The organism is Ruegeria sp. L11, from assembly GCF_056531755.1.
In genome coordinates this window covers 49,004-71,294 of the sequence record NZ_JBQFMI010000002.1, presented here as the reverse complement: position 1 = coordinate 71,294, position 22,291 = coordinate 49,004, and the positions used below count along the sequence as shown (strand labels likewise).

Annotated in this window: 23 protein-coding genes; 10 read left to right on the top strand and 13 right to left on the bottom strand. The window is 59.2% G+C overall.

From position 1 onward, the window contains the following. The first annotated feature begins 26 nt into the window (after positions 1–26). The 3 genes from ACR0CE_RS05245 (at position 27) to ACR0CE_RS05235 (ending at position 1,922) form a co-directional block, all read left to right on the top strand. On the top strand, positions 27–404 hold the full coding sequence (locus ACR0CE_RS05245) for a hypothetical protein (protein WP_480831292.1): 378 nt from the start codon (positions 27–29) through the stop codon (positions 402–404). 97 nt (positions 405–501) lie between these two features. After that, positions 502–1,377, top strand: a complete 876-nt coding sequence (locus tag ACR0CE_RS05240) for a TIGR01459 family HAD-type hydrolase (protein WP_267362988.1) — start codon at positions 502–504, stop codon at positions 1,375–1,377. Positions 1,378–1,478: 101 nt separating this feature from the next. Continuing rightward, the gene (locus ACR0CE_RS05235; RefSeq protein WP_267362989.1) at positions 1,479–1,922 is read left to right on the top strand and encodes a MaoC family dehydratase; all 444 of its coding nucleotides are present in this window, start codon (positions 1,479–1,481) and stop codon (positions 1,920–1,922) included. Between the two features lie 75 nt (positions 1,923–1,997). On the opposite strand, the gene ACR0CE_RS05230 is transcribed toward ACR0CE_RS05235, so the two are convergent. After that, a complete protein-coding gene (locus ACR0CE_RS05230) occupies positions 1,998–2,987 on the bottom strand; it encodes a methylenetetrahydrofolate reductase (RefSeq protein WP_480475455.1) in 990 nt (329 codons plus the stop codon). Then, on the bottom strand, positions 2,984–3,565 hold the full coding sequence (locus ACR0CE_RS05225) for a methylenetetrahydrofolate reductase C-terminal domain-containing protein (RefSeq protein ID WP_480519165.1): 582 nt from the start codon (positions 3,563–3,565) through the stop codon (positions 2,984–2,986). The genes ACR0CE_RS05230 and ACR0CE_RS05225 overlap by 4 nt, the downstream gene beginning before the upstream one ends. 261 nt (positions 3,566–3,826) lie before the next feature. On the opposite strand from ACR0CE_RS05225, the gene ACR0CE_RS05220 reads away from it, so the two are divergent. Genes ACR0CE_RS05220 through ACR0CE_RS05210 form a run of 3 tightly spaced genes read left to right on the top strand, consistent with a single transcriptional unit; the run spans position 3,827 to position 6,263 of the window. Further along, positions 3,827–4,759, top strand: a complete 933-nt coding sequence (locus ACR0CE_RS05220) for a bifunctional riboflavin kinase/FAD synthetase (RefSeq protein ID WP_480475451.1) — start codon at positions 3,827–3,829, stop codon at positions 4,757–4,759. Beyond that, the gene (locus tag ACR0CE_RS05215; protein ID WP_209504795.1) at positions 4,756–5,229 is read left to right on the top strand and encodes a YcgN family cysteine cluster protein; all 474 of its coding nucleotides are present in this window, start codon (positions 4,756–4,758) and stop codon (positions 5,227–5,229) included. The genes ACR0CE_RS05220 and ACR0CE_RS05215 overlap by 4 nt, the downstream gene beginning before the upstream one ends. After that, on the top strand, positions 5,229–6,263 hold the full coding sequence (locus tag ACR0CE_RS05210; RefSeq protein ID WP_480831289.1) for a threonine aldolase family protein: 1,035 nt from the start codon (positions 5,229–5,231) through the stop codon (positions 6,261–6,263). Before ACR0CE_RS05215 ends, ACR0CE_RS05210 begins: the two co-directional genes overlap by 1 nt. On the opposite strand, the gene ACR0CE_RS05205 is transcribed toward ACR0CE_RS05210, so the two are convergent. Further along, a complete protein-coding gene (locus ACR0CE_RS05205) occupies positions 6,250–7,065 on the bottom strand; it encodes an alpha/beta fold hydrolase (protein WP_480528837.1) in 816 nt (271 codons plus the stop codon). The genes ACR0CE_RS05210 and ACR0CE_RS05205 overlap by 14 nt on opposite strands. A 14-nt stretch (positions 7,066–7,079) precedes the next feature. Beyond that, positions 7,080–7,682, bottom strand: a complete 603-nt coding sequence (locus ACR0CE_RS05200; protein ID WP_480487552.1) for a DsbA family protein — start codon at positions 7,680–7,682, stop codon at positions 7,080–7,082. A 107-nt stretch (positions 7,683–7,789) separates the two neighbouring features. On the opposite strand from ACR0CE_RS05200, the gene ACR0CE_RS05195 reads away from it, so the two are divergent. Both ACR0CE_RS05195 and rpiB read left to right on the top strand, forming a co-directional pair. After that, on the top strand, positions 7,790–8,809 hold the full coding sequence (locus ACR0CE_RS05195; protein WP_209504798.1) for a ribose-phosphate pyrophosphokinase: 1,020 nt from the start codon (positions 7,790–7,792) through the stop codon (positions 8,807–8,809). Between the two features lie 105 nt (positions 8,810–8,914). Further along, the gene (rpiB, locus tag ACR0CE_RS05190) at positions 8,915–9,364 is read left to right on the top strand and encodes a ribose 5-phosphate isomerase B (RefSeq protein WP_480482278.1); all 450 of its coding nucleotides are present in this window, start codon (positions 8,915–8,917) and stop codon (positions 9,362–9,364) included. Between the two features lie 28 nt (positions 9,365–9,392). Here rpiB and ACR0CE_RS05185 read toward each other — a convergent pair whose 3' ends face one another. From ACR0CE_RS05185 to ACR0CE_RS05155, 7 genes are all read right to left on the bottom strand, one after another. Continuing rightward, on the bottom strand, positions 9,393–9,743 hold the full coding sequence (locus ACR0CE_RS05185; protein WP_480831286.1) for an H-type lectin domain-containing protein: 351 nt from the start codon (positions 9,741–9,743) through the stop codon (positions 9,393–9,395). A 114-nt stretch (positions 9,744–9,857) separates the two neighbouring features. Next, a complete protein-coding gene (locus tag ACR0CE_RS05180) occupies positions 9,858–10,268 on the bottom strand; it encodes a F0F1 ATP synthase subunit epsilon (RefSeq protein ID WP_209504801.1) in 411 nt (136 codons plus the stop codon). A 12-nt stretch (positions 10,269–10,280) separates the two neighbouring features. Next, positions 10,281–11,705, bottom strand: a complete 1,425-nt coding sequence (gene atpD / locus ACR0CE_RS05175) for a F0F1 ATP synthase subunit beta (RefSeq protein WP_209504802.1) — start codon at positions 11,703–11,705, stop codon at positions 10,281–10,283. 20 nt (positions 11,706–11,725) lie between these two features. Beyond that, positions 11,726–12,601 (bottom strand): F0F1 ATP synthase subunit gamma, encoded by an 876-nt coding sequence (locus ACR0CE_RS05170; protein WP_480487549.1) that lies wholly within the window; start codon positions 12,599–12,601, stop codon positions 11,726–11,728. 12 nt (positions 12,602–12,613) lie between these two features. Further along, positions 12,614–14,152, bottom strand: a complete 1,539-nt coding sequence (gene atpA, locus ACR0CE_RS05165; protein WP_209504804.1) for a F0F1 ATP synthase subunit alpha — start codon at positions 14,150–14,152, stop codon at positions 12,614–12,616. Beyond that, on the bottom strand, positions 14,153–14,713 hold the full coding sequence (locus tag ACR0CE_RS05160; RefSeq protein ID WP_209598051.1) for a F0F1 ATP synthase subunit delta: 561 nt from the start codon (positions 14,711–14,713) through the stop codon (positions 14,153–14,155). 302 nt (positions 14,714–15,015) lie between these two features. Beyond that, positions 15,016–15,750 (bottom strand): class I SAM-dependent methyltransferase, encoded by a 735-nt coding sequence (locus ACR0CE_RS05155; protein ID WP_480831821.1) that lies wholly within the window; start codon positions 15,748–15,750, stop codon positions 15,016–15,018. 61 nt (positions 15,751–15,811) lie between these two features. Here ACR0CE_RS05155 and gloB point away from each other — a divergent pair, with 61 nt between their 5' ends. Continuing rightward, a complete protein-coding gene (gene gloB, locus ACR0CE_RS05150) occupies positions 15,812–16,579 on the top strand; it encodes a hydroxyacylglutathione hydrolase (RefSeq protein ID WP_480505889.1) in 768 nt (255 codons plus the stop codon). A gap of 174 nt (positions 16,580–16,753) precedes the next feature. Continuing rightward, complete coding sequence (clpA, locus tag ACR0CE_RS05145) at positions 16,754–19,078, top strand: ATP-dependent Clp protease ATP-binding subunit ClpA (RefSeq protein WP_480493588.1); 2,325 nt, start codon at positions 16,754–16,756, stop codon at positions 19,076–19,078. Positions 19,079–19,324: 246 nt separating this feature from the next. Here clpA and ACR0CE_RS05140 read toward each other — a convergent pair whose 3' ends face one another. Continuing rightward, positions 19,325–21,067, bottom strand: coding sequence for a peptidoglycan -binding protein (locus ACR0CE_RS05140; protein ID WP_480831284.1), 1,743 nt, complete (start codon positions 21,065–21,067; stop codon positions 19,325–19,327). Positions 21,068–21,070: 3 nt separating this feature from the next. After that, positions 21,071–22,249 carry a biopolymer transporter ExbB gene (locus ACR0CE_RS05135; RefSeq protein WP_480505885.1) on the bottom strand — a complete coding sequence of 393 codons (1,179 nt, stop codon included), beginning with the start codon at positions 22,247–22,249 and terminating at the stop codon, positions 21,071–21,073. Positions 22,250–22,291: the final 42 nt, after the last annotated feature.

Sequence of the window (22,291 nt, the reverse complement as noted above, 5' to 3'; positions counted from 1 at the left end):
TACTACGAGAAGAACGGAGGCTACCCTTGATCAACAAAGTAACGCTTTTCAGTTTTTTCGCACTTTCTCTCACAGCGTGCTCACCATCCTGGGAGACTACAAATCTCGACAGTGCGTCTAAGAAGCAGAAGGTGAACCAAGTTGCTGCTAGCGAGATAGAGTTGAGCAGCGCGGCCTTTGACCCCGCCACCCATATTAAATTGGGTGATCTGGAGGTTACAATCAGCAAAACTACGGTTTTCAATGCTGACCCCACAGTAGAGCAAGTCGAAAGGAAGCTTCGCGAAGATGCCGCAAAACTAGGCGCGACCGCAGTTGTCGCTGCCAAGATTTCAGCGGTGCAACCCACACCATTGAGTTGGGGCGCGCGAACAGGATCCGGGATTGCCGTGAAACCCAAGTAAAACCACGCTAGGAAAACTGGCTGACCACCGATCGATTGGTGGCCAATCCCTTGCCAATCGGTCATAAGGCTCGTGCAGTTTCAGCTTGAGGCCACATATGACCCAGATCGTTCACGCGCTGTCCGAAATTTCTGCCCGCTACAAAGCGTTGTTTGTCGATCTGTGGGGGTGCGTTCACAACGGGATCACGGCCTATCCCGAAGCTGTCGCAGCCCTTCAAGCCTATCGCGCGGACGGGGGGCTTGTCGTGCTGGTCACGAACTCGCCCAAACCCCGCGCGGGTGTGGCCGAGCAACTGGTGCAGTTCAATGTTCCCGCAGACGCCTATGACACCATTGCCACCAGCGGCGATTCCGCGCGGTCGGCGATGTTCCGTGGCGCTGTCGGGCACAAGGTTTACTTCATGGGGGAATGGCAGCGCGATGCGGGCTTTTTCGAGCCACTGAAACTGCTGCACCACCCGATCCATATCGAACGTGTCCCGCTAAGAGAGGCCGAAGGGATCGTCTGCTGTGGTCCCTTTGATCCGATGGCTGACCCGGACGTGAACCGCCCCGATTTCCTCTATGCCAAGCAGATGGGCATGAAGCTGCTATGCGCAAACCCCGATATTGTTGTCGATCGCGGCGAGGTGCGCGAATGGTGTGCCGGCGCTTTGGCAAAGCTCTATACCGAGATGGGCGGCGAGAGCCTGTATTTCGGCAAACCGCACCCGCCGATCTACGATCTGGCGCGCCGCAGGTTGCAGGAACTGGGCCATGATATCCCGGATAGCGACATTCTGGTGATCGGCGACGGCCCCCATACGGACATTCTGGGGGGCATGGGTGAAGGCATTGATTCCCTGTTCATTTCGGGCGGGCTGGCGGCGGCCGAGACAAAAACGTCGCACCATCCGGATCACGAATCCCTAACAGCTTATATCGAAAGGGAAAAGATCAACCCGACCTACACAATCGGTCGATTGAGATAGCAAGAAAAGACTTGATTTTCTGCAACTGCGAAGTAATAAAGTTGCCAACCTAGGCCGGATAGTGGTTTTTTCTTTCTCGGTCGATTTCGAGTGAGGGCAACATGTTGGACAATCTTCCACGCGGAACGATCTGTATCGAAGACATCGAAATGGGCATGTCCCGCCACCTGCGCAAAGTGGTGACGGACGAAGATATCGAGATGTTTGCGCAGATCTCGACAGACCGCAATCCGGTGCATCTGGATGATGATTATGCCCGCGATACAATCTTCGAAGGGCGCATCGCGCACGGGATGCTGACAGCTGGGCTGATTTCGGCCGTGATTGGCGAACAACTGCCGGGCCATGGCACGGTCTATATGGGGCAGTCACTGAAGTTCCTGGCCCCCGTGCGCCCCGGTGACATGGTTTACGCCGAGGTCAAAGTTATCGACATCGACTTTTCCAAGCGTCGCGTCAAACTGGATTGCCATTGCTCGGTCGAGGGCAAGAAGGTTCTGATCGGTGAAGCCATGGTACTGGCCCCGTCGCGCAAGTTCGACTGATCGGCGAACACTTCCATGCAAAAGGCGCCCGACCGGCGCCTTTTTTGTTTGGACGCTGTTTTTTGCCTGTGCCTTTCAGGACGGGCGGGCGCGTTTTCGCCCTTTCAACGCACCGGATTCCAGAATGATCTCTGACACCACGTGCTCGCGCCTGTAAGCCATCACATGAACACCGGACACCCCCGCGATATCGCGGATCTGCTGGATCAGTTCGATACAGATCTTCTTGCCCTCGTCAGCTGGCTTTTCGGCTTTCTCCATCCGCTCGATGACCTGATCGGGGATGTGAATGCCGGGAACATTGCTGCGCATCCAGCGTGCCGCACGCGCTGACGCGATGGGGCCGACGCCCGCGATGATGAACACTTTCTTGTCCAGTCCCGCATCGCGCACCCGCGCCATGAATTTCTCGAACAGCGGAATGTCGTAGATGTAATTGGTCTGAATATACTCGGCCCCGGCCTCAACCTTCTTTGCCAGACGGTCAGGTCGCCAGTCATAAGGCGGGATACAGGGGTTTTCGGCAGCACCAAGGAACAGTTGCGGCGGGCGCGTGATCTTACGACCAGAAAGGAACATTCCCTGATCGCGCATCGTGCGGATCGTCCGCAGCAGGGTCAGGGAATCGAAATCGAAAACCGGTTTTGCCCCTGGCTGATCCCCGACGCCGACGCCGTCGCCGGTCAGGCACAGCACGTTACTGACGCCCAACGCCGCAGCCCCCAGAACATCGCCCTGAATGGCAATCCGGTTCCGGTCGCGGCAGGAAATCTGATAGACCGGAGAATAACCCGCGCGCGTCAGCAAGGCACAAATCCCAATCGAGGACATGTGACAGTTCGCGCCCGAAGCATCGGTTGCATTGATCGCGTCAGCCACTTCACCAAGCGGTTGGGCCGCCTGAAAAACATCCTCGGGGTCGGCACTGTCGGGTGGGTTCAATTCGGCGGTGACTGCGAAACGGCCTGAACGGAGTACCTTTTCCAACCGGCTGTGCGACACATATCCTTGGGGAACCGGAACATAGCCAATCGGCTCCACCTCGTTGCGATGGGTATCACTCATTTCTTCAGTTCCCGGTTGATCGCGTTGGGTGGTTCGGCGGCCAGTGGCGCCGCAGAAGGTTCATTCTCGCGCGCTTCGGGGAATGCCTCGGCCAGCGCCAACCGGGCTGCATCCCGGGTCTCGCGCTCGTGCGCCGCAATCTCGCGGCTGACCCGCAGCCAGGATGACGAGCCTTTCAACGTGTGCTCCACCGGCGGAAGAACTTCTTTTATCTTGTCGGCTCCGTGCCGCATGCGGCTGGCTCCGTTCCAGGCCAGGGCCCAGACGCATTTCATATCCGGCTTCACCTCGCAAAACTCGCCGGGACGTACGCCGCCACATGGGCCATTGCGCAATTGCTTTGGGCAGTTCATCGGGCAGGACATTCCGGTGGATGACAACACGCATTGCCCGCACATCTTGCAATCGAACAACAGGGTTTTGACGCCCTTCTCGACCAGTGCGATGGGGCGTTCGACGCGGTTATATCCGATCTTTGCAAATATCGGGTCCATCGCGACCATGCCGCGTTCGACACATTTATAGATCCACTCGAAAGTGCGGGCATGACGAATCGCGAACAGTCGCATTCGGTACATGGGTCTGCCTCCTGTGCTGGGTTCGTTCGAACCTCACCGGGCTTTGATCCGGTGCGCCTTAATCCAGGGGACCGGATTTTCAGTCTAAACCCAGAGTTTTTTTTGAATCAAGCGGTTGGAGGCGCCTGACCTGAAATACTTGGATTGGCCTCGTGCATTTTCCCGGCCAAGCGAAATGTTCAAAGCTCATTCGCAGGATCGCATTCTTGGAATTCAAACTGCCGCTTGAACAAATTGACTCGCGCCGCTACGCAATCGTCTATGCACATCATCCGGGATATCCAGTTCGTCCAGCCAGAAGATCGCGGCGCCAGCGTGGCAATCGGGAATTTCGACGGCGTTCATTTGGGGCACCAGTCGGTCATCGAACTGGCCCGTAATGCTGCGCCAGACGCGCCGCTGGGTGTGTTGACCTTCGAGCCGCATCCGCGGGAGTATTTTGCGCCGGACACGCCTCCGTTCCGCCTGATGCGGGGCAATGCGCGGGCGCACCGGCTGGAAAAGCTGGGCGTAGAGAAGCTGTATGAACTGCCGTTCAACGCCGCGCTGGCAGGGCTATCGCCGGAAGAGTTTGCACGCAACGTGATCTGCGACGGGCTGGGCCTGTCGCATGTCGTGGTGGGGGCCGATTTCTGCTTTGGCAAGGGCCGCAGCGGCACGGCGCAGGATCTGGTGCGGTTCGGGCGGGACATGGGGTTCGGCGTGACGATTGCGCCTTTGATGGAACGGTCGGAAAACGTTGTGTCCTCAACCGCCATTCGCACCGCGCTGAGCGACGGCCGACCACGGGACGCAGCCGCGATGCTGGGACACTGGCACCGGATCGAGGGCGAAGTGATCGGGGGCGAACAGCGCGGGCGCGAGTTGGGCTTTCCCACCGCGAATATGTCCATCGAAGGGCTGCACCCGCCAAAGTTCGGTGTCTACGCCGTATTGGTGGACGTGTTGGATGGGCCGCATAAAGGCAGCTATCACGGCGCGGCCTCGATCGGGGTACGTCCGATGTTTAACGGCCAGGTGCCCAATATCGAAACCTTCCTGTTCGACTTTTCGGGCGATCTGTACGGGGCGACGCTGTCGGTGGGTCTGATCGACTTTCTGCGCCCCGAGATGACATTTGACGGGCTGGAGAGTCTGATCACGCAGATGGATGCCGACTGCAAACAGGCCCGCGGTATATTGACCACCCTATGAGTGTTGATCCGATTGAACGCACGGGCCTGCCTGCCCGGTTTTGGGAGCGCAAACCCCTGCGCCAAATGAACCAGCGCGAGTGGGAGGCGTTATGTGATGGCTGCGGCAAATGCTGCCTGAACAAGCTGGAAGATGAAGACACGGGCGAGGTTGCCCTGACCTGCGTCGCGTGCCGCCTGTTGGATGACGAAAGCTGCCGCTGCGTACAATACGACATCCGGCATCAATTCGTGCCCGAATGCATCGTCATGACCCCCGACAATATCGACGAACATGCCTATTGGTTGCCACAAACCTGCGCGTATCGGTTGCTGTGGGAAGGCAAACCGCTTTACGACTGGCACCCGTTGATATCTGGTACAGCGGACAGTGTGCATGCCGCCGGGGTCTCGGTTCAGGGGCGCACAGTGTCCGAGTTTGAGACACCCATGGAAGAGTGGGAAGATTACATAATCGAGGAGCCAAGCTGATGCATTTCGCGTCTGACAATTCCGGGCCGGTTCATCCGCAGGTCATGGCCAGGCTGGCCGAGGTCAATCAGGGCTATCAGATGGCCTATGGTGCGGATACGCTGATGAACGAGGTGCGCGACCGTATCCGCAGCATCTTCGAGGCTCCGGGTGCTGCGGTCTATCTGGTGGCGACGGGGACAGCCGCGAATTCTCTGGCCCTTGCAACATTGTCAAAGCCTTGGGAAACGGTTTTCTGTTCCCCAGTCGCGCATATCCACGAGGACGAATGCAACGCACCGGAGTTTTACAGCGGCGCCAAGCTGACCCTGGTTCCGGGCGGAGACAAGATGACCCCTGAGGCGCTGCGCGGGTCAATTCTGGGTGAAGAAACACGCGGCGTACATGGGCCGCAGCGCGGACCCGTGTCGATCACACAAGTGACCGAGCGCGGATCGGTTTATTCGCTGGCAGAGTTGCAGGCCCTGTGCGGGGTCGCCAAGATGTACGGCCTGCCTGTACATCTGGACGGCGCGCGCTTTACCAACGCGTTGGTTGCGCTGAACTGTTCCCCGGCGGATATGACGTGGAAAGCAGGTGTGGATGCTGTCAGTTTTGGTGGCACCAAGAACGGTCTGATGGGTGTCGAGGCGGTGGTGTTCTTTGATGAAAGCAAAGCCTGGGAGTTTGAGCTGCGGCGCAAGCGCGGGGCGCATCTGTTTTCCAAGCACCGCTATCTGTCCGCTCAGATGGCGGCCTATCTGGAAGACGACCTGTGGCTGAAGATGGCACGTCAGGCCAATGACAACTGCGCCCGCTTGGCCGAGGGTTTGCGCGCCAAGGGGGCCGCGTTTCTGCACGAATCGCAGGCCAATATGATCTTTGCCTCATTCCCACGCGCGAAGCACAAGCAGCTGCATGAGGCCGGCGCGGTTTATCACCTTTGGGGGGCAGAGCTGGACGGCGAGGATGAAAACGAAAACCTCGCGTGCAGGCTGGTTTGCGACTGGTCCATCGGAGCGGCGGAGATCGATCAGTTTCTCAATCTGCTTTAACGCCTAACGGGGCGTTGGCCTGCCAGAACGCCCGCAGCAAAGCGCCGGTTTCATCAGGGTGTGAAATCGGCAGCATGTGCCCTGCGCCGTTGATGCGTTCATGGCGTGCATCAGGCAGGCGCCGTTTCAGCCCTGCGCAAATCGCGTGGATCACCGGCGGCGTCTCTGACCCGCTCAGCAGCAGGGTCGGCATCGATGCACGCCGAAGCTGATCGGCGTCAAGCAACCCTGCCTGATCATCGTAGAGCACAGGCTGCACAGCCGGAACCGCATCGATTCCACGCACCATATTTGCCCGCGTGCGTTCGGGCAAATCAGGCCATTTGGGGCTGATCTTCGTGCTCCACGCCCTGTTGAACAGGCGCGCCGCCAAAACCTTGTCACCAGATGCGAAGGCCGCATTGACCGGCTCGGAGTCCCGTTCGTGCTGTTCGAACAACAGCGGCGCATCCTGTTTTGCAACTGCAAAGAACACGGGTTCGATCAGGATCAGGCTGCGCACGCGGTCGGGATGTTCGATCGCCAGCCTGAGCGCGATCATCGCCCCAAAGGAATGCCCGATTACATCCATGGGTTCGGTCAATTCAGCCAGGGCGGGTTTGGTCACTGCGACAAAGAAATCACCCTGCCCGTCCCAATCCGGGCTGCGCCCATGCGACAACATATCCGGGGCAATAAATGACGCGCAGCCATCCAGCGCACTGGCCAAACCAGACCAGGCACCGGAATGCGCAATCGTGCAATGGAGGGCGAGCAGTTTCCGCTCCCCCTCACCCAAGTGCCTGACGAAAACGGATTGCATCACGGCCCTGACCGTCACCCGTTCATCTTGGCCAGATGCCGGTCCAGATCGTCCAGCCTGTCCTGACCCCAGAACCGCTGATCGTCGGGCGTGATATAGAACGGTGCGCCGAAGACACCCCGGTCCACGGCTTCCTCTAGGTTGGCGGCATAGGTTTCTGCCCCCACCAGCAAGCCGCTGTCTGCCAGACCGGGATCAAACCCGGCTTGCGTCAGACATTCGCGGATGACATCGTCCTGTGCGATATCCTTTTCCTCGGCCCAGCAGGCGCGAAGGAAGGAATGACACAGCTTACCCACATCGCCCGAACCGTCCTTGATCGCGGCAATAACCGCATAAGATGACGGGGCCATGTTGGTCGGCCAGTGCGCCGGTTTCAGATTGAACTCCATCCCCAGATTCTTCGATTGGCGCAGCAACTCCTGTGCGCGGTACTCGATACGAGAGATATGCCGGTCTTTCGGAGGGGTTCCCCCGGTGCGCGCGAACAGGGCGATAATGTCCAGCGGTTTATAGTTGATCGTCGCGCCGTGTTTCGCCGCGATATCTTCCAGCCGCATCCCCGCCAGATAGGAATAGGGTGAGAGTGTCGCAAAAAAGTAGTCAATCTGGGTCATGTGCACTTTCTCCGCTGCGTTACCTTTGCGGGACGGTAAGGCCATGCTAAGCGGTGTCAACATCACGATTCTGTCACATTGCCATTGCTGCCCGGGGACCTCAGCCGATGCCGACACTTCACGAACCCAAGCTTATCGCTGGGAACGCCAACCTTCCGCTTGCCCAAGCCATCGCACGCCGCATGAGCCTGTACCGAGGCGTTGATCAGGGTCTGGTCGATGCGCGTGTCGAACGGTTCAACGACGGTGAGATTTTCGTCGAAGTGTTCGAGAATGTGCGCGGCGAGGATATGTTCATTATCCAGCCGACCTCGAACCCGGCCAATGACAACCTGATGGAACTGCTGATCATCGCAGATGCCCTGCGCCGGTCGTCCGCGCAGCGGATCACCGCCGTGATCCCGTATTTCGGGTACGCCCGCCAGGACCGTCGCACCAAGGCCCGCACGCCCATCAGCGCCAAGCTGGTGGCCAACATGCTGACCGGGGCCGGGATCGAACGGATCCTGACAATGGACCTGCACGCGGCCCAGATTCAGGGCTTTTTCGATATGCCCGTGGACAACCTTTATGCCTCGCCCATCTTTGCGCTGGATGTGAAGCATCAGTTCAAGGGAAATCTGGATGAAATCATGGTGGTTTCACCCGACGTGGGCGGCGTGGCCCGCGCACGCGAACTGGCCAAGCGGATCAACGCCCCTCTGTCGATCGTGGACAAGCGCCGCGAGAAAGCGGGCGAAGTCGCCGAGATGACCGTGATCGGGGATGTGAAGGACAAGATCTGTCTGATCGTCGACGACATGTGCGACACCGCCGGAACGCTGTGCAAGGCGGCGCAGGTGCTTCTGGATAACGGTGCGAAAGAGGTTCATTCCTACATCACGCATGGCGTCATGAGCGGCCCTGCGGTGGAACGGGTGACAAATTCGGTGATGAAGTCGCTGGTGCTGACCGACACCATCCAGCCGACCAAAGAGATTTTGGGCGCCAAGAACATCCGCATTGTTCCGACCGCGCCTATCTTTACGCAGGCGATCCTGAACATCTGGAACGGAACCAGCGTGTCATCCCTGTTCGAAGACAAGACGCTGACACCGATCTACGAATCCATGTATCAGATGGATTGAGTTTGGACGGGGCGACAGGATGTGTCGTCCCTTTCTTTTTGAACCATCGATTGCGCACAAGCCTGACCCATGTGCGCGATCAGCGACACAAGTGGACCGATCTCCATGACTGGCAACAAACGCATTGTTCTTTCCAGCGACCACGCGGCAATCGAGCTGCGTCAGGCCGTGGCCAACCACATCGCGCAGCAAGGCTGGGACGTGGTCGATATCGGCCCGACGACCTCTGAAAGCACCCATTATCCCAAACACGGCAAGGCCGCGGCACTGACTGTTGCATCGGGTGATTGCGAATTGGGTATTATCCTCTGCGGCACGGGTCAGGGCATCATGATGGCTGCAAACAAGGTACCCGGCATTCGCTGCGGCGTCTGTTCGGATGCGTTTTCTGCGCGGATGATCCGCCAGCACAACAATGCCAACATGCTGTCGATTGGTGCGCGTGTCGTCGGCGAAGGTCAGGCGCTGGATATTGTGGATGCGTTTCTGGGGGCCGAATTCGAAGGCGGCCGCCACGCCACACGGGTGGACATGATCGAAGCGCAGGACGACTGAGCCCCGCGCCTGTCCTGCAAGCCCCGGATCAGGAAATGTTCCAGTCGTCGGGGTGTGCTACCTCTCCAAACGCGGTCCAGCTGATCCGGATGCGGGCAATCCGCGTGTCGGACCATGTCCGAAACACCGCTTCGAACCCTTCCGAGGTGATATTTTCTACCTGAACCTCGGCGCGCAGGGCTGATGATGTGTCGACATCCCAAAGGGAAATCCCGATCTGAACCATGGGCGGGCTAAGAAACGTGCCCTTGAATTGGATGGGTTTCCGGCGTTCGCGGGGGCCTTCGCCAGTCCACATGTCCCCGCCTTCGGCAAATTCCGAAAACAGAACACTTTCACCCTGATCGATGCCAATGGGATGGGTCAGAAATTTTTTCATGTTTTCATCATTATACTTGAATTTCCGCAACTTACCCCGGCTTTCTGGCAAAAGCACGACAAAAAAACGGCCCCGCAATTGCGAGGCCGTTCCAATTTTCCACTGTTAAGCCAATTACAGGCTCATATGTGTCCCAAGGGCTTCCATATCGGCCAGCAGCTTCGCGGCTTCGTCGACGATCGACATGTCGTCGCCGCCCTTTGCCGCTTCGTGCGAGGCGCGCGCCTCGGCAATCAGCTCGTCCATATGCGAACGGGTGATTTCCGAAACCGGAACCGCCTTTTCGGCCAGAACCGACAGGCTGTCGCCGTTGATCTGGGCAAACCCGCCGGTGACCAGGTATTCGCTGGACCCTTCGGGTGCCTCAACCTTCAGCAGACCGGGGCGCAGCGTTGTGATGGTGGGGGCATGATCGGGCATCGCCGTCATGTCCCCGTCCGCGCCGGGAATCTGGACCGCGGTGACCTCGAGCGAAGCAAGGCTCCGCTCGGGGCTGACGAGGTCGAAATGCATCGTGTTTGCCATCAGGGATACTCCTTAGGCGGCTGCTGCTGCCATTTTTTCGGCTTTGGCGATCACTTCGTCGATGCCGCCAACCATCAGGAAGGCTGCCTCGGGCAGGTGATCGTATTCGCCAGCCACAACGGCCTTGAACGACGAGATGGTGACATCCAGAGGAACCTGAACACCCGGCGAGCCGGTGAAGACCTCGGCCACGTCGAACGGTTGCGACAGGAAGCGTTCGATCTTACGGGCACGGGCCACGGTCAGCTTGTCCTCTTCCGACAGTTCGTCCATGCCGAGGATGGCGATGATGTCCTGCAGCGACTTGTAGCGCTGGAGGATCTGCTGAACGTCGGTCGCAACCTTGTAGTGCTCTTCCCCGACGATGGCCGGGTCGAGCAGGCGCGAGGTCGAGTCGAGCGGGTCAACCGCAGGGTAGATACCCTTTTCCGAGATCGCACGGTTGAGAACGGTGGTCGCGTCGAGGTGCGCAAACGAGGTTGCCGGCGCGGGGTCGGTCAAGTCGTCCGCAGGCACGTAGATCGCCTGCACCGAAGTGATCGATCCGGCCTTTGTCGAGGTGATGCGTTCCTGCAGGGCGCCCATGTCGGTGGCCAGTGTCGGCTGGTAGCCCACAGCGGACGGGATACGACCCAGCAGAGCCGAAACCTCGGAACCCGCCTGCGTGAAGCGGAAGATGTTGTCGACGAAGAACAGAACGTCGGTACCGGACTGGTCGCGGAACTGCTCGGCCAGGGTCAGACCGGTCAGAGCAACACGCGCACGCGCACCCGGAGGCTCGTTCATCTGACCGTAAACCAGGGCCACCTGACTTTCCGACAGGTTGTCCGGCTTGATCACGTTCGATTCGATCATCTCGTGATACAGGTCGTTGCCTTCACGGGTCCGTTCACCAACACCCGCAAACACCGAGAAGCCCGAGTGCACTTTTGCGATGTTGTTGATCAGTTCCATGATCAGAACGGTTTTACCAACGCCGGCGCCGCCGAACAGGCCGATCTTACCGCCTTTGGCGTAAGGGGCCAGCAGGTCAACCACCTTGATGCCGGTGACCAGAACTTCGGACTCGGTCGACTGTTCGGCAAAGGTCGGTGCGGGCTGGTGGATCGCGCGCGCTTCGGTTGCCTCAACCGGGCCTTTTTCGTCGATCGGCTCGCCGACCACGTTCAGGATGCGGCCCAGGGTGGCGTTGCCAACCGGAACCGAGATCGGTGCACCGGTGTCGGTGACCACTTCACCACGGACCAGACCTTCGGTCGCGTCCATCGCGATGGTGCGGACAGTGTTTTCACCCAGGTGCTGAGCAACTTCCAACACCAGGCGCTTGCCGTTGTTGGTGGTTTCCAGCGCGTTCAGAATTTCAGGCAGCTGATCTTCGAAGTGCACGTCGACGACGGCCCCGATGATCTGTGTGACTTTGCCTTTTGCATTCGCCATGTTTCGTCTCCGGTTTGTCTCTACAGCGCCTCGGCGCCGGAAATAATTTCAATCAGCTCGTTGGTGATCACGGCCTGACGCGAGCGGTTGAACTGGATCGTCAGCTTGTCGATCATCTCACCCGCGTTGCGTGTCGCGTTGTCCATTGCGGACATCCGCGCGCCCTGTTCAGACGCTCCGTTTTCGAGCAGAGCCGAGAAGATCGCGGTCGCAACCCCCTTGGGCAGCAGGTCGGCCAGAATGGCCTCTTCGCTGGGCTCGTAGTCGAAAATGGCACCGCTGTCGTCACCTTCCGATTCCTCGAACGAGGCGGGGATGACTTGCTGTGCCGTCGGGATCTGGGTCACAACGTTGACGAACTTCGAGTAGAAGATCGTGGCAACGTCGAACTCGCCCCCGTCGAAGCGGGACAGGATGTCCTTTGCGATGTCCTGCGCGTTGGAATAACCCAGACGCTTGACCTCGCTCAGGTCCACATGCCCAACGAACAGATCGCCAAAATCACGCTTGAGCGCGTCGCGGCCTTTCTTGCCGACGGTCAGAATCTTGACCGTCTTGCCCTTGCCGCGCAGCTCTTCCGCCTTCTGGCGGGCCAGCTTGGCGATGTTCGAGTTGAAGCCGCCACACAGGCCGCGTTCAGCTGTCAACACAACCAGCAGATGGACATCATCACTGCCCGAACCACGGAGCAGCTTGGGGGCGCTGTCGCTGCCCCCGACCGACGCCGCCAGCCCGGCCATCACGGCATTGAACCGCTCGGCATAAGGGCGCGAGGCTTCGGCAGATTCCTGGGCGCGGCGCAGTTTTGCGGCCGCGACCATCTGCATGGCCTTGGTGATCTTGCGGGTCGATTTGACCGACTCGATCCTGTTTTTAAGGTCCTTCAGACTAGGCATCGGAACCTCCTATCAAGCGAAGGTCGCGGCGTATTCGTCGATCGCTGCTTTGAGTTTGTCGGACGCGTCGCCTTTGATCTTCGGATCTTCGTCGGTGATCCACTTCAGCAGGTCAGCGTGCTTGCCGCGCAGATGCGCCAGCAGGCCAGCCTCGTAGCGGCCAACATCCGACACGTCGATCTTATCGAGGTAACCGTTGGTGCCCGCGAAGATGACGCAGACGATTTCCGCGTTGGTCAGCGGTGAGTACTGCGGCTGCTTCATCAGCTCGGTCAGGCGCGCACCGCGGTTCAGCAGCTGCTGGGTTGCGGCGTCGAGGTCGGACCCAAACTGCGCAAAGGCCGCCATTTCGCGATACTGAGCCAGTTCCAGCTTGACCGGACCGGCAACCGATTTCATCGCGTCGGTCTGAGCCGACGAGCCCACACGCGAAACCGACAGACCGGTGTTCACGGCAGGACGGATGCCCTGATAGAACAGTTCGGTTTCCAGGAAGATCTGACCGTCCGTGATCGAGATCACGTTGGTCGGAATAAAGGCCGAAACGTCACCACCCTGGGTTTCGATAACCGGCAGAGCGGTCAGCGAGCCGGCACCGAAATCTTCGTTCAGCTTCGCCGAACGTTCCAGCAGACGGGAGTGGAGGTAGAAAACGTCACCCGGATAGGCTTCGCGGCCCGGCGGGCGGCGCAGCAGCAGCGACATCTGACGATAGGACACGGCCTGTTTCGACAGGTCATCATAGATGATCAGCGCGTGGCGGCCATTGTCACGGAAATATTCCGCCATCGCGGTTGCGGCATAGGGTGCCAGGAACTGCATCGGTGCCGGGTCGGACGCGGTTGCGGCGACAACGATCGAATATTCAATCGCACCGGATTCTTCCAGTTTCTTCACCAGCTGGGCAACGGTCGAACGTTTCTGACCGATCGCAACGTAAACGCAGTACAGTTTCTTCGACTCGTCGTCGCCTGCTGCTTCGTTATAGACCTTCTGGTTCAGGATGGTGTCCAGAGCCACGGCGGTTTTACCGGTCTGGCGGTCACCAATGATCAGCTCGCGCTGGCCACGGCCAATCGGGATCATCGCGTCAACCGATTTCAGGCCGGTTGCCATCGGTTCGTGCACCGATTTACGCGGGATGATGCCAGGTGCCTTGACGTCTGCAACGCCACGCTTGGTGGCATTGATCGGACCTTTGCCATCCAGCGGGTTGCCCAGACCGTCAACAACACGGCCCAGCAGCTCGTCACCGATCGGAACGTCCACGATCGAGTTGGTGCGCTTGACAGTGTCACCTTCTTTGATGTCACGGTCAGAACCGAAAATAACGACACCGACGTTGTCGCTTTCCAGGTTCAGCGCCATACCCATGATGCCGCCGGGGAATTCGACCATCTCACCGGCTTGAACGTTGTCCAAGCCATATACACGGGCAATCCCGTCACCGACGCTCAGCACGCGACCGATCTCGGCCACTTCGGCTTCCTGACCAAAATTCTTGATCTGGTCCTTCAGGATTGCAGAAATCTCTGCAGCTTGGATTCCCATTTATCCGACCTCTTTCATTGCATTCTGTAGGGAGTTCAGCTTCGAACGGATCGAACTGTCGATCATTTTCGAGCCCACTTTGACGACAAGACCGCCGATGAGGCTTTCATCCACGGTCGCATTGATAGTTACGGTCTTGCCCACACGCTCGGACAGCGTCTTGGACAGTTTTTCCAGTTGTGTCTTGGTCAGCGCCTTGGCCGAGGCGACATCGGCGGTCACTTCGCCACGCTCATCTGCCAGCATGTCACGCAGCACCTGCACCAGTTGCGGCACAACAAACAGGCGGCGTTTCTGCGCCATCAGAGCCAGCGTGTTGCGCAGGATGGCGTTCAGCCCCATCTTGTCAGCAACAGCGGCAATTGCTCCTTCTTGCTCGGCCCGCGAAATCAAAGGCGATGCGATCAGGTCACGCAGGTCGGCACTGTCGCCCAGTGCTGCTGCCAGATCATTGATGCCGGATTCCAGACCCGCAAGGTCATTATTCTCTTTTGCGATCTCGAAGATCGCGGTGGCATAGCGCTCGGCGATGCCTGTGGAAATCGAAGCTGGTTCGGACACGTCCACCCTTCCGATATTTGAGGCCCCGATTTTGGGTAGCGGCCGCTACCTTGGGGCGTGAGGAAACCCCGGCCAGACGGTCGGGGATCAAAATCACCGGGGATGTAGCAGAGGTGAACCAACCAAGCAATACGCTATAGCGGTAACAGATTTATCCACAAAATGTTAATTTACATACACTTACATCAAGTGCGACCGTTTGGACCGGTTGCGGCAGTTGAAAAATGTTACGAATATGCAGGTTTTTGCGATTCCTGTGACTTTTTTCTCGCGAATTTGTCACTTTGGGATGCACGCGGTTGTCATGCAGGCTTTAGCAGACCGTCCAGCGCCTTGATCGGCTTCCTGATGGCATCTTTAGTGACATTACCCCGAGGCGGGTGAATGTTCTTTGTGACCTCGACCATCAACACCCCGCCTGCCATGACAGTTGGAATGCGCTGCCCGGTTTTTTCGATCAGACTGCCCGATTTCAACCAGAACCGCCGGAAGGATGGCGGCATGTAAAGAGCCGAGCAATGCGCCTCGGGCAGGAAGTAGTGTGATCTGAGCTGATTTTCCAGCTGGGTGGCGGAATAGGGACGACCAAAGCCAAATGGCGTTTTGTCCGTACGTGACCACAGACCCGCCCGGTTCGGAACAATGAACACGGCCCTGCCACCGGGGCCAAGAACGCGCCAGCATTCCTCGAGCAGCTGGTTTGGCCGCTCGGACGTTTCCAGCCCGTGCATCACCACAAGCTTGTCCACGTGACCGGTTTCAATGGGCCACCGGGTCTCTTCCGTCAGAACCGAGACATTGGGCATCCCCGCAGGCCAGGGCATCACACCCTGCGGGCCGGGCATCAGCCCGATGACCCGGCGCGCATCGGCCAGATAGGGGCGCAACAGCGGCACGGCAAAGCCAAAACCGGCAACGGTCTGACCTTTGGCTTCGGGCCAAAGCTGGGTCAGCCGCCCGCGAATAGCCGCTTGCGCCGCGCGCCCAAGGGTGCTGCGGTAGTAGAAGTTCCTCAGATCCTGCACATCAAGATGCATTGCGGACATCCGGTCAATCGGCTTAGCTGGGCGCAGTCTAGCAATGAAAGGGCAAAAGGCCATGCCTCTTGAAATCGTTACAATCCCGTGCCTCAGCGACAATTACGCCTTTCTGGCCCATGACAGCGGCAATGGCCAGACTGCGCTGATCGATGCGCCCGAGGCCGCGCCGATTCTTGCAGCGCTGGAAGATCGGGGATGGACGTTGTCACATGTGCTGCTGACCCATCATCACTGGGATCACGTTGAAGGGCTGGCCGAAATTCTGACCCAGCACCCCGCAAGGGTCATCGGTGCGGCCGCCGACGCGCACCGCCTGCCCCCACTGGACCAGCAGGTTGCCGAAGGCGACAGCTTTGAGATCGGTGGCGAACCGGTCGAGGTGCTGGACGTTTCGGGGCACACGGTTGGTCATGTCGCGTTTTATCTTCCGCAAAGCGCGGTCGTCTTTACCGCTGACAGCCTGATGGCGTTGGGTTGTGGGCGTCTGTTCGAAGGCAGCCCGGCGCAGATGTGGGCGTCACTGAGCAAACTGGCCGCTTTGCCGGATGACACTCTGGTCTGTTCGGGGCATGAATATACACAATCCAACGCGAAATTTGCCATTACCGTCGATCCCGAGAACACCGCGTTGAAACAGCGAATTGCCGATATCGACCGCGCCCGTGCCGCTGGCGAAGCCACTGTTCCGTCGATTTTGGCGCTTGAAAAAGCGACCAACCCGTTTCTGAGGGCCACTGATCCGGCGATTCAGGCCCATCTTGGTATGGTAAACGCCGATCCTGCGGCGGTTTTCGCCGAAATCCGGGGTAGAAAAGACAGGTTCTGATGCTTATTTGCCCCTCTTCACGGCCACGGTCACAACAAATGTGACTGTCAAGTGAAAGAAAACCCTTGAAGCCGGGCCACGATCAACCAAACTCTAATAGTATGAGGACATGGTTGGGATGGGGTTCCGGCCGAAAGCCCGCCCCCTTCTGACCCAAGACAGAGGAGCACCCGCGTGCCTTCATTCTCGAGCACACTGGAACAAGCCATCCACGCGGCCCTTGCGGCTGCGAATGAACGGCGACACGAATTTGCAACGCTGGAGCATTTGCTGCTGGCGCTTCTGGAAGAACCCGATGCGGTACGCGTCATGAAAGCGTGCAGCGTTGATCTGGACGAGTTGCGCAGCACTCTGGTTGAGTTCATCGACGAGGACCTATCGAATCTGGTCACGGATATTGACGGGTCCGAAGCCGTACCAACGGCAGCGTTCCAGCGCGTCATTCAACGCGCCGCGATTCATGTGCAAAGCTCGGGCCGGACCGAAGTGACCGGTGCCAATGTGCTGGTCGCGATATTCGCTGAACGCGAAAGCAATGCCGCCTATTTCCTGCAGGAACAGGACATGACCCGGTATGACGCGGTCAATTTCATCGCCCATGGCGTGGCCAAAGACCCCGCGTATGGCGAAAGCCGGTCGGTATCCGGTGCGGATCAGGTGGAAGAAGAAGCTCAGACAGGTTCCGGCGACACGGAACAAAAGGAAAGTGCGCTTGGGAAATATTGCATTGACCTGAACGCGAAATCGCGTGCGGGTGATGTCGATCCTCTGATCGGGCGCGCGGATGAGGTGGAACGCTGTATCCAGGTGCTGTGCCGCCGCCGCAAGAACAACCCGCTGCTGGTGGGCGATCCGGGCGTGGGCAAAACCGCCATCGCCGAAGGTCTGGCGCACAAGATCGTCGCCGGAGAGGCGCCGGATGTCTTGGCAAACACCACCATCTACTCGCTGGACATGGGTGCGCTGCTGGCCGGGACCCGTTATCGCGGCGATTTCGAGGAACGCCTGAAAGCGGTTGTAACCGAGCTGGAAGAGCACCCCGACGCGGTGCTGTTCATCGACGAAATTCACACCGTGATCGGTGCTGGTGCAACCTCGGGCGGGGCAATGGATGCGTCGAACCTGCTGAAACCTGCGTTGCAGGGCGGCAAGCTGCGCACCATGGGCTCGACCACCTACAAAGAGTTTCGCCAGCATTTTGAAAAGGACCGCGCCCTGTCGCGCCGGTTCCAGAAGATCGATGTGAACGAGCCTTCGGTTGAAGACAGCGTCAAGATCCTGCGCGGTCTGAAGCCCTATTTTGAGAAACATCACGACATCAAATACACCGCTGATGCGATTAGAACCGCAGTCGAGCTGTCGGCACGTTACATCAACGACCGCAAGCTGCCCGACAAGGCCATCGACGTGATTGACGAGGCTGGCGCGGCGCAGCATCTGGTGGCGGAAAGCAAACGGCGCAAAACCATTGGTGTCAAAGAGATTGAGGCCGTGGTTGCCAAGATCGCCCGCATCCCGCCCAAGAACGTCACCAAGGACGATGCCGAGGTGCTGAAAGACCTCGAAGCCTCGCTGAAACGGGTGGTGTTTGGTCAGAATCTGGCGATCGAGGCGCTGGCCAGCGCAATCAAACTGGCCCGCGCCGGCCTGCGGGAACCCGAAAAGCCCATCGGCAACTATCTGTTTGCCGGCCCGACCGGCGTGGGCAAGACCGAGGTGGCGAAACAGCTGGCGGACACGCTGGGCGTTGAACTGCTGCGTTTCGACATGTCGGAATACATGGAGAAACACGCGGTCAGCCGTCTGATCGGCGCGCCTCCGGGCTATGTCGGGTTCGATCAGGGCGGCCTGCTGACCGACGGTGTCGACCAGCATCCACATTGTGTGTTGCTGCTGGACGAGATTGAAAAGGCGCACCCGGACGTGTTCAACATCCTGTTGCAGGTGATGGACCATGGGGAACTGACCGACCATAACGGCCGTACAGTGAACTTCCGCAACGTGGTGCTGATCATGACCTCGAACGCGGGGGCGCAAGAGCAGGCCAAGGCCGCGATCGGGTTCGGTCGTGACCGTCGCGAGGGCGAAGACACCGCCGCGATTGAACGCATGTTCACGCCGGAATTCCGCAACCGTCTGGATGCCGTGATCTCGTTCGCGCCGCTGCCGAAAGAGGTCATTTTGCAGGTGGTCGAGAAATTCGTCCTGCAACTGGAAGCGCAGTTGCTGGATCGTGGTGTGACCATTGATCTGACACCCAAAGCCGCCGAATGGCTGGCGGATAAAGGGTATGACGACAAGATGGGTGCGCGCCCGCTGGGTCGCGTCATTCAGGAATACATCAAGAAACCGCTGGCCGAAGAATTGTTGTTTGGCAAGCTGGCAAAAGGCGGTGTGGTCCGTGTCTCGGTCAAGAAAGGTGATCTGGATCTTGAGATCCTTGGCCCGGATCAACCGCGCATTTCGGGTGACAAGCCTCCGCTTCTGACGGCGGACTGATCGCCCGCCGCATTTAACAGAAAACCCGCCTACCAAGGCGGGTTTTTTTTTGTTTCGCCCAGCACAGGCAAGGACTTATCTGCTCAACCGGGGGCGCGTTGGCTATCTCGGTTAGGCTGCGTGTGAAACGTCTGGCGGACATGCACCGCCTTGATTTTCCAACGGTTCGGGTCGCTGGGGTCGGTATCGCCAATAACCGGTTGCGGATCGGCTGTTTGTTTTCGTGGCTGCTAAGGGCCAGTGACCTTACCTTTCGGTCAGCTTCAACTCGATCCGGCGGTTTTGCGCGTGTGCCTCGGGCGTGTCAGCGGGGTTTACGGGCTGGAATTCTCCAAACCCGTTGGCTGCAAGGCGGTTGGGCGGAATGCCCAGCGCGTCAACCATATAGCGCACAACCGACAGCGCGCGACCCTGGCTGAGCTCCCAGTTGTCGCGATACCGGCCCGACCCGGCCAGAGGAACGTTGTCGGTATGGCCGTCGACCCGGATCACCCAATTCAGACCGGTCGGGATTTCAGCGGCGACACTGCGTAGGATGCTGGCCACCTTGGCGACTTCCTGCTGCCCTTCTGCGGACAGTACGGCGGACCCGGTCGGGAACAGAACCTCGGACGAGAATACAAACCGGTCACCTTCGATGCGCACCCCCTCCTGACCACCAAGAACGTCCCGCAGGCGACCGAAGAATTCCGAGCGATAGCGTTGCAGGTCCTCGGCCTGTGCCGCCAGTTCCTGGTTCTGCCCGGCCAGAGCCTTGGCCTCGGCCTCAAGACGCAGGCGTTCCGCTTCTTCCAGCAGACGGCGCCTGCGTTCTTCGGATGCGGCACGGGCCAGTGCGGCGTTCAGGTCCTGCCCTAACGTCTGAATCTGCACCTCGGCGGCGGCGTTGCGTTCTTCGAAATCATCAAGCAAAGCCTGCAAAGAGCCCAATTGCCCGCGCAAGGCGGCGATCTGCTGGTTCAGCAGTGCGGCTTCTCGCTGCGCTTCGACAGAGATTTCTTTTTCTTCCGAAAGCGTCGCATTGGCGAGGTCCAACAAGGCCTGCCGCTGCTCGGCCAGAGAGCGTTGCGCATCAGCATCCGCCTGCGCTTGCGTCTGCGCCTGCAAAGCGGCTTCAAGCTGGGCCCGCAGTTCATCGGGATTCACGTCACCTAACTGACGCTCCAACGCGGCACGCGCCGCCTGTGCTGCGGCCAACAGGGTGAGTGTGTCTTCAGCCTCTTTGCGTTGCGCTTCGAGTGCGAGTGTCATTGCCGTCAGTTCGGCATCGGCATCCTGAAGACGGTTACGCAATGCCTCGGCGGCGGCGGCTTCGGCCAGACGGGCGGCCTCTTCATCGCTGAGCTGCTGTTCAAGGGAGGTGATCTGGGCGTCTCGGTCGGCGCTGCCTTGCTCCAGATCCGCCACCAGCGCTTCCAGTGCTTCACGACGGGCAGCGGCCAAACGGGCGGCTTCGGTCTGCGCGTCGATTTCCTCGCGGCTTTGGGCAAGCGCCAGGTTCAGCGCCTCTTGCTCGGTCAACAGTTGCGCGCGCTGCGTTTCAAGCGCTGCAATATCGCCCAGTGCCCGTTCCTGTTCGGCCAGCAGGGCGGCAACTTGCGCTTCGAAGTTGGTGATCCGGGTCTGTGCCTGATCCAATGCGGCAGCCTGACGGTCGCGCTCGGTGGTCAGTGACGCGATCAGTGACTGGGCTTGCGCGAGATCGTCTTCAGCCCGCGACAGGGTGGTGTTCAACGCCCCAAGCCGCGCCTGCAACCGGCTGTTTTCGCGTTCTTCCAGCCCCAGCGCGCCCGCCAGAGCTGCGATTTCGTCGGCCAATGTGGTCAGTTCGTCTTCCTGACCCGAGATGGTTTCGCGCAGCACAAACTGGATCACCATGAAGATGGTCAGCACAAAGGTCAGCACCATCAACAGCCCCGTCATCGCATCGACGAAACCGGGCCAGACCGAGCCCTGGAACCGTTGACCGGTGCGGCGGGACAGCGCCATGGGCTATTCTCCTTCCGGCGAGGTGCGTACCGCACCGCGCGGCAGGGTCAGCGCCTTGACCAGCAGTTCAATATCCTTGCGGAACTCGTTCATGCTTTCCTGACGGCCCGCCGATATCTCTTCGAGGATACGCAGCAGCTGCACATCCATCGAGCGCAGGCGCATCCGGCTTTCGGCGTCGATACCTTCACCCGCACCGTGATCGCGCATGTGATCCAGCAAGGCTTCCTGACCTAGGGCCACGCGTTCCAAAGCCGAGGTGACGCCTTCGGTATTGGCCTGACGGTTGTTCATCTCACCGATCACATCGACCAGCAAACCCAACTTGGCGGAAACCTCGGCGCGCTCGCTTTCCTGCGCTGAAAACAGATCCTGCAACGCATCCATCTGTTCGGACATAGCGTCCAGCACCGGCGTGAGCACGGCAATTTCGGCACCGCCTTCTTCTCCACCCGCGAAACCTACACGGGTGATCGAAGACAGCCATTCTTCAAGCTCGCGATAGAAGCGGTTCTGCCCGTGCCCTGCGAAAACTTCGAGCAGACCGACGATCAGCGACCCGGCCAGACCCAGCAGAGACGATCCGAACGCAACGCCCATTCCCTGCAACTGCGCTTCGAGCCCGGTCATCAGGCGGTTGAACACGGCCAGCCCTTCTTCGCCCTCTTGCGGATTAAGGCTGCGGATCGTATCGACGATGGCAGGTACGGTTGTCGCCAAACCGAAGAATGTGCCCAAAAGACCCAGATAGATCAGCACATTGGTGATATAGCGAGTGATCTCCCGCTCTTCCTCGACCCGTTCGGCTACGGAATCCAGAATCGAGCGGGTTGAAGTGGAGCTGATCTGCGACCGCGCGCCCCGTTCGCGCAGCAACGAGGCCAAAGGTGCAAGCAATTGCGGCGTGCGGGCGTCTTCGCGCACTACACCGCCAACAAAGGCCTCGATCCAGCGTACGGATCCGATCAGTTGCGTCACCTGATAGAAACAGGCAAGAACGCCGATCAGAAAAACCATCAGGATGAAGCCGTTCAGGTACGGGTTGGCGAAGAAAACCGGTAACACATAGGGCAGCGCCAGAAACACACCCAGCCCGGACAGGCCGATCGCCATCAACATCAACAGAATCTGCCGTGTTGGATGCGAGAAATGGGGTCTCGCGCCCTGATGTGCCTGCGCCATGCGCGTGGTTCCCGGTATTTGCCTGCTCTGCGTCGAAACTAG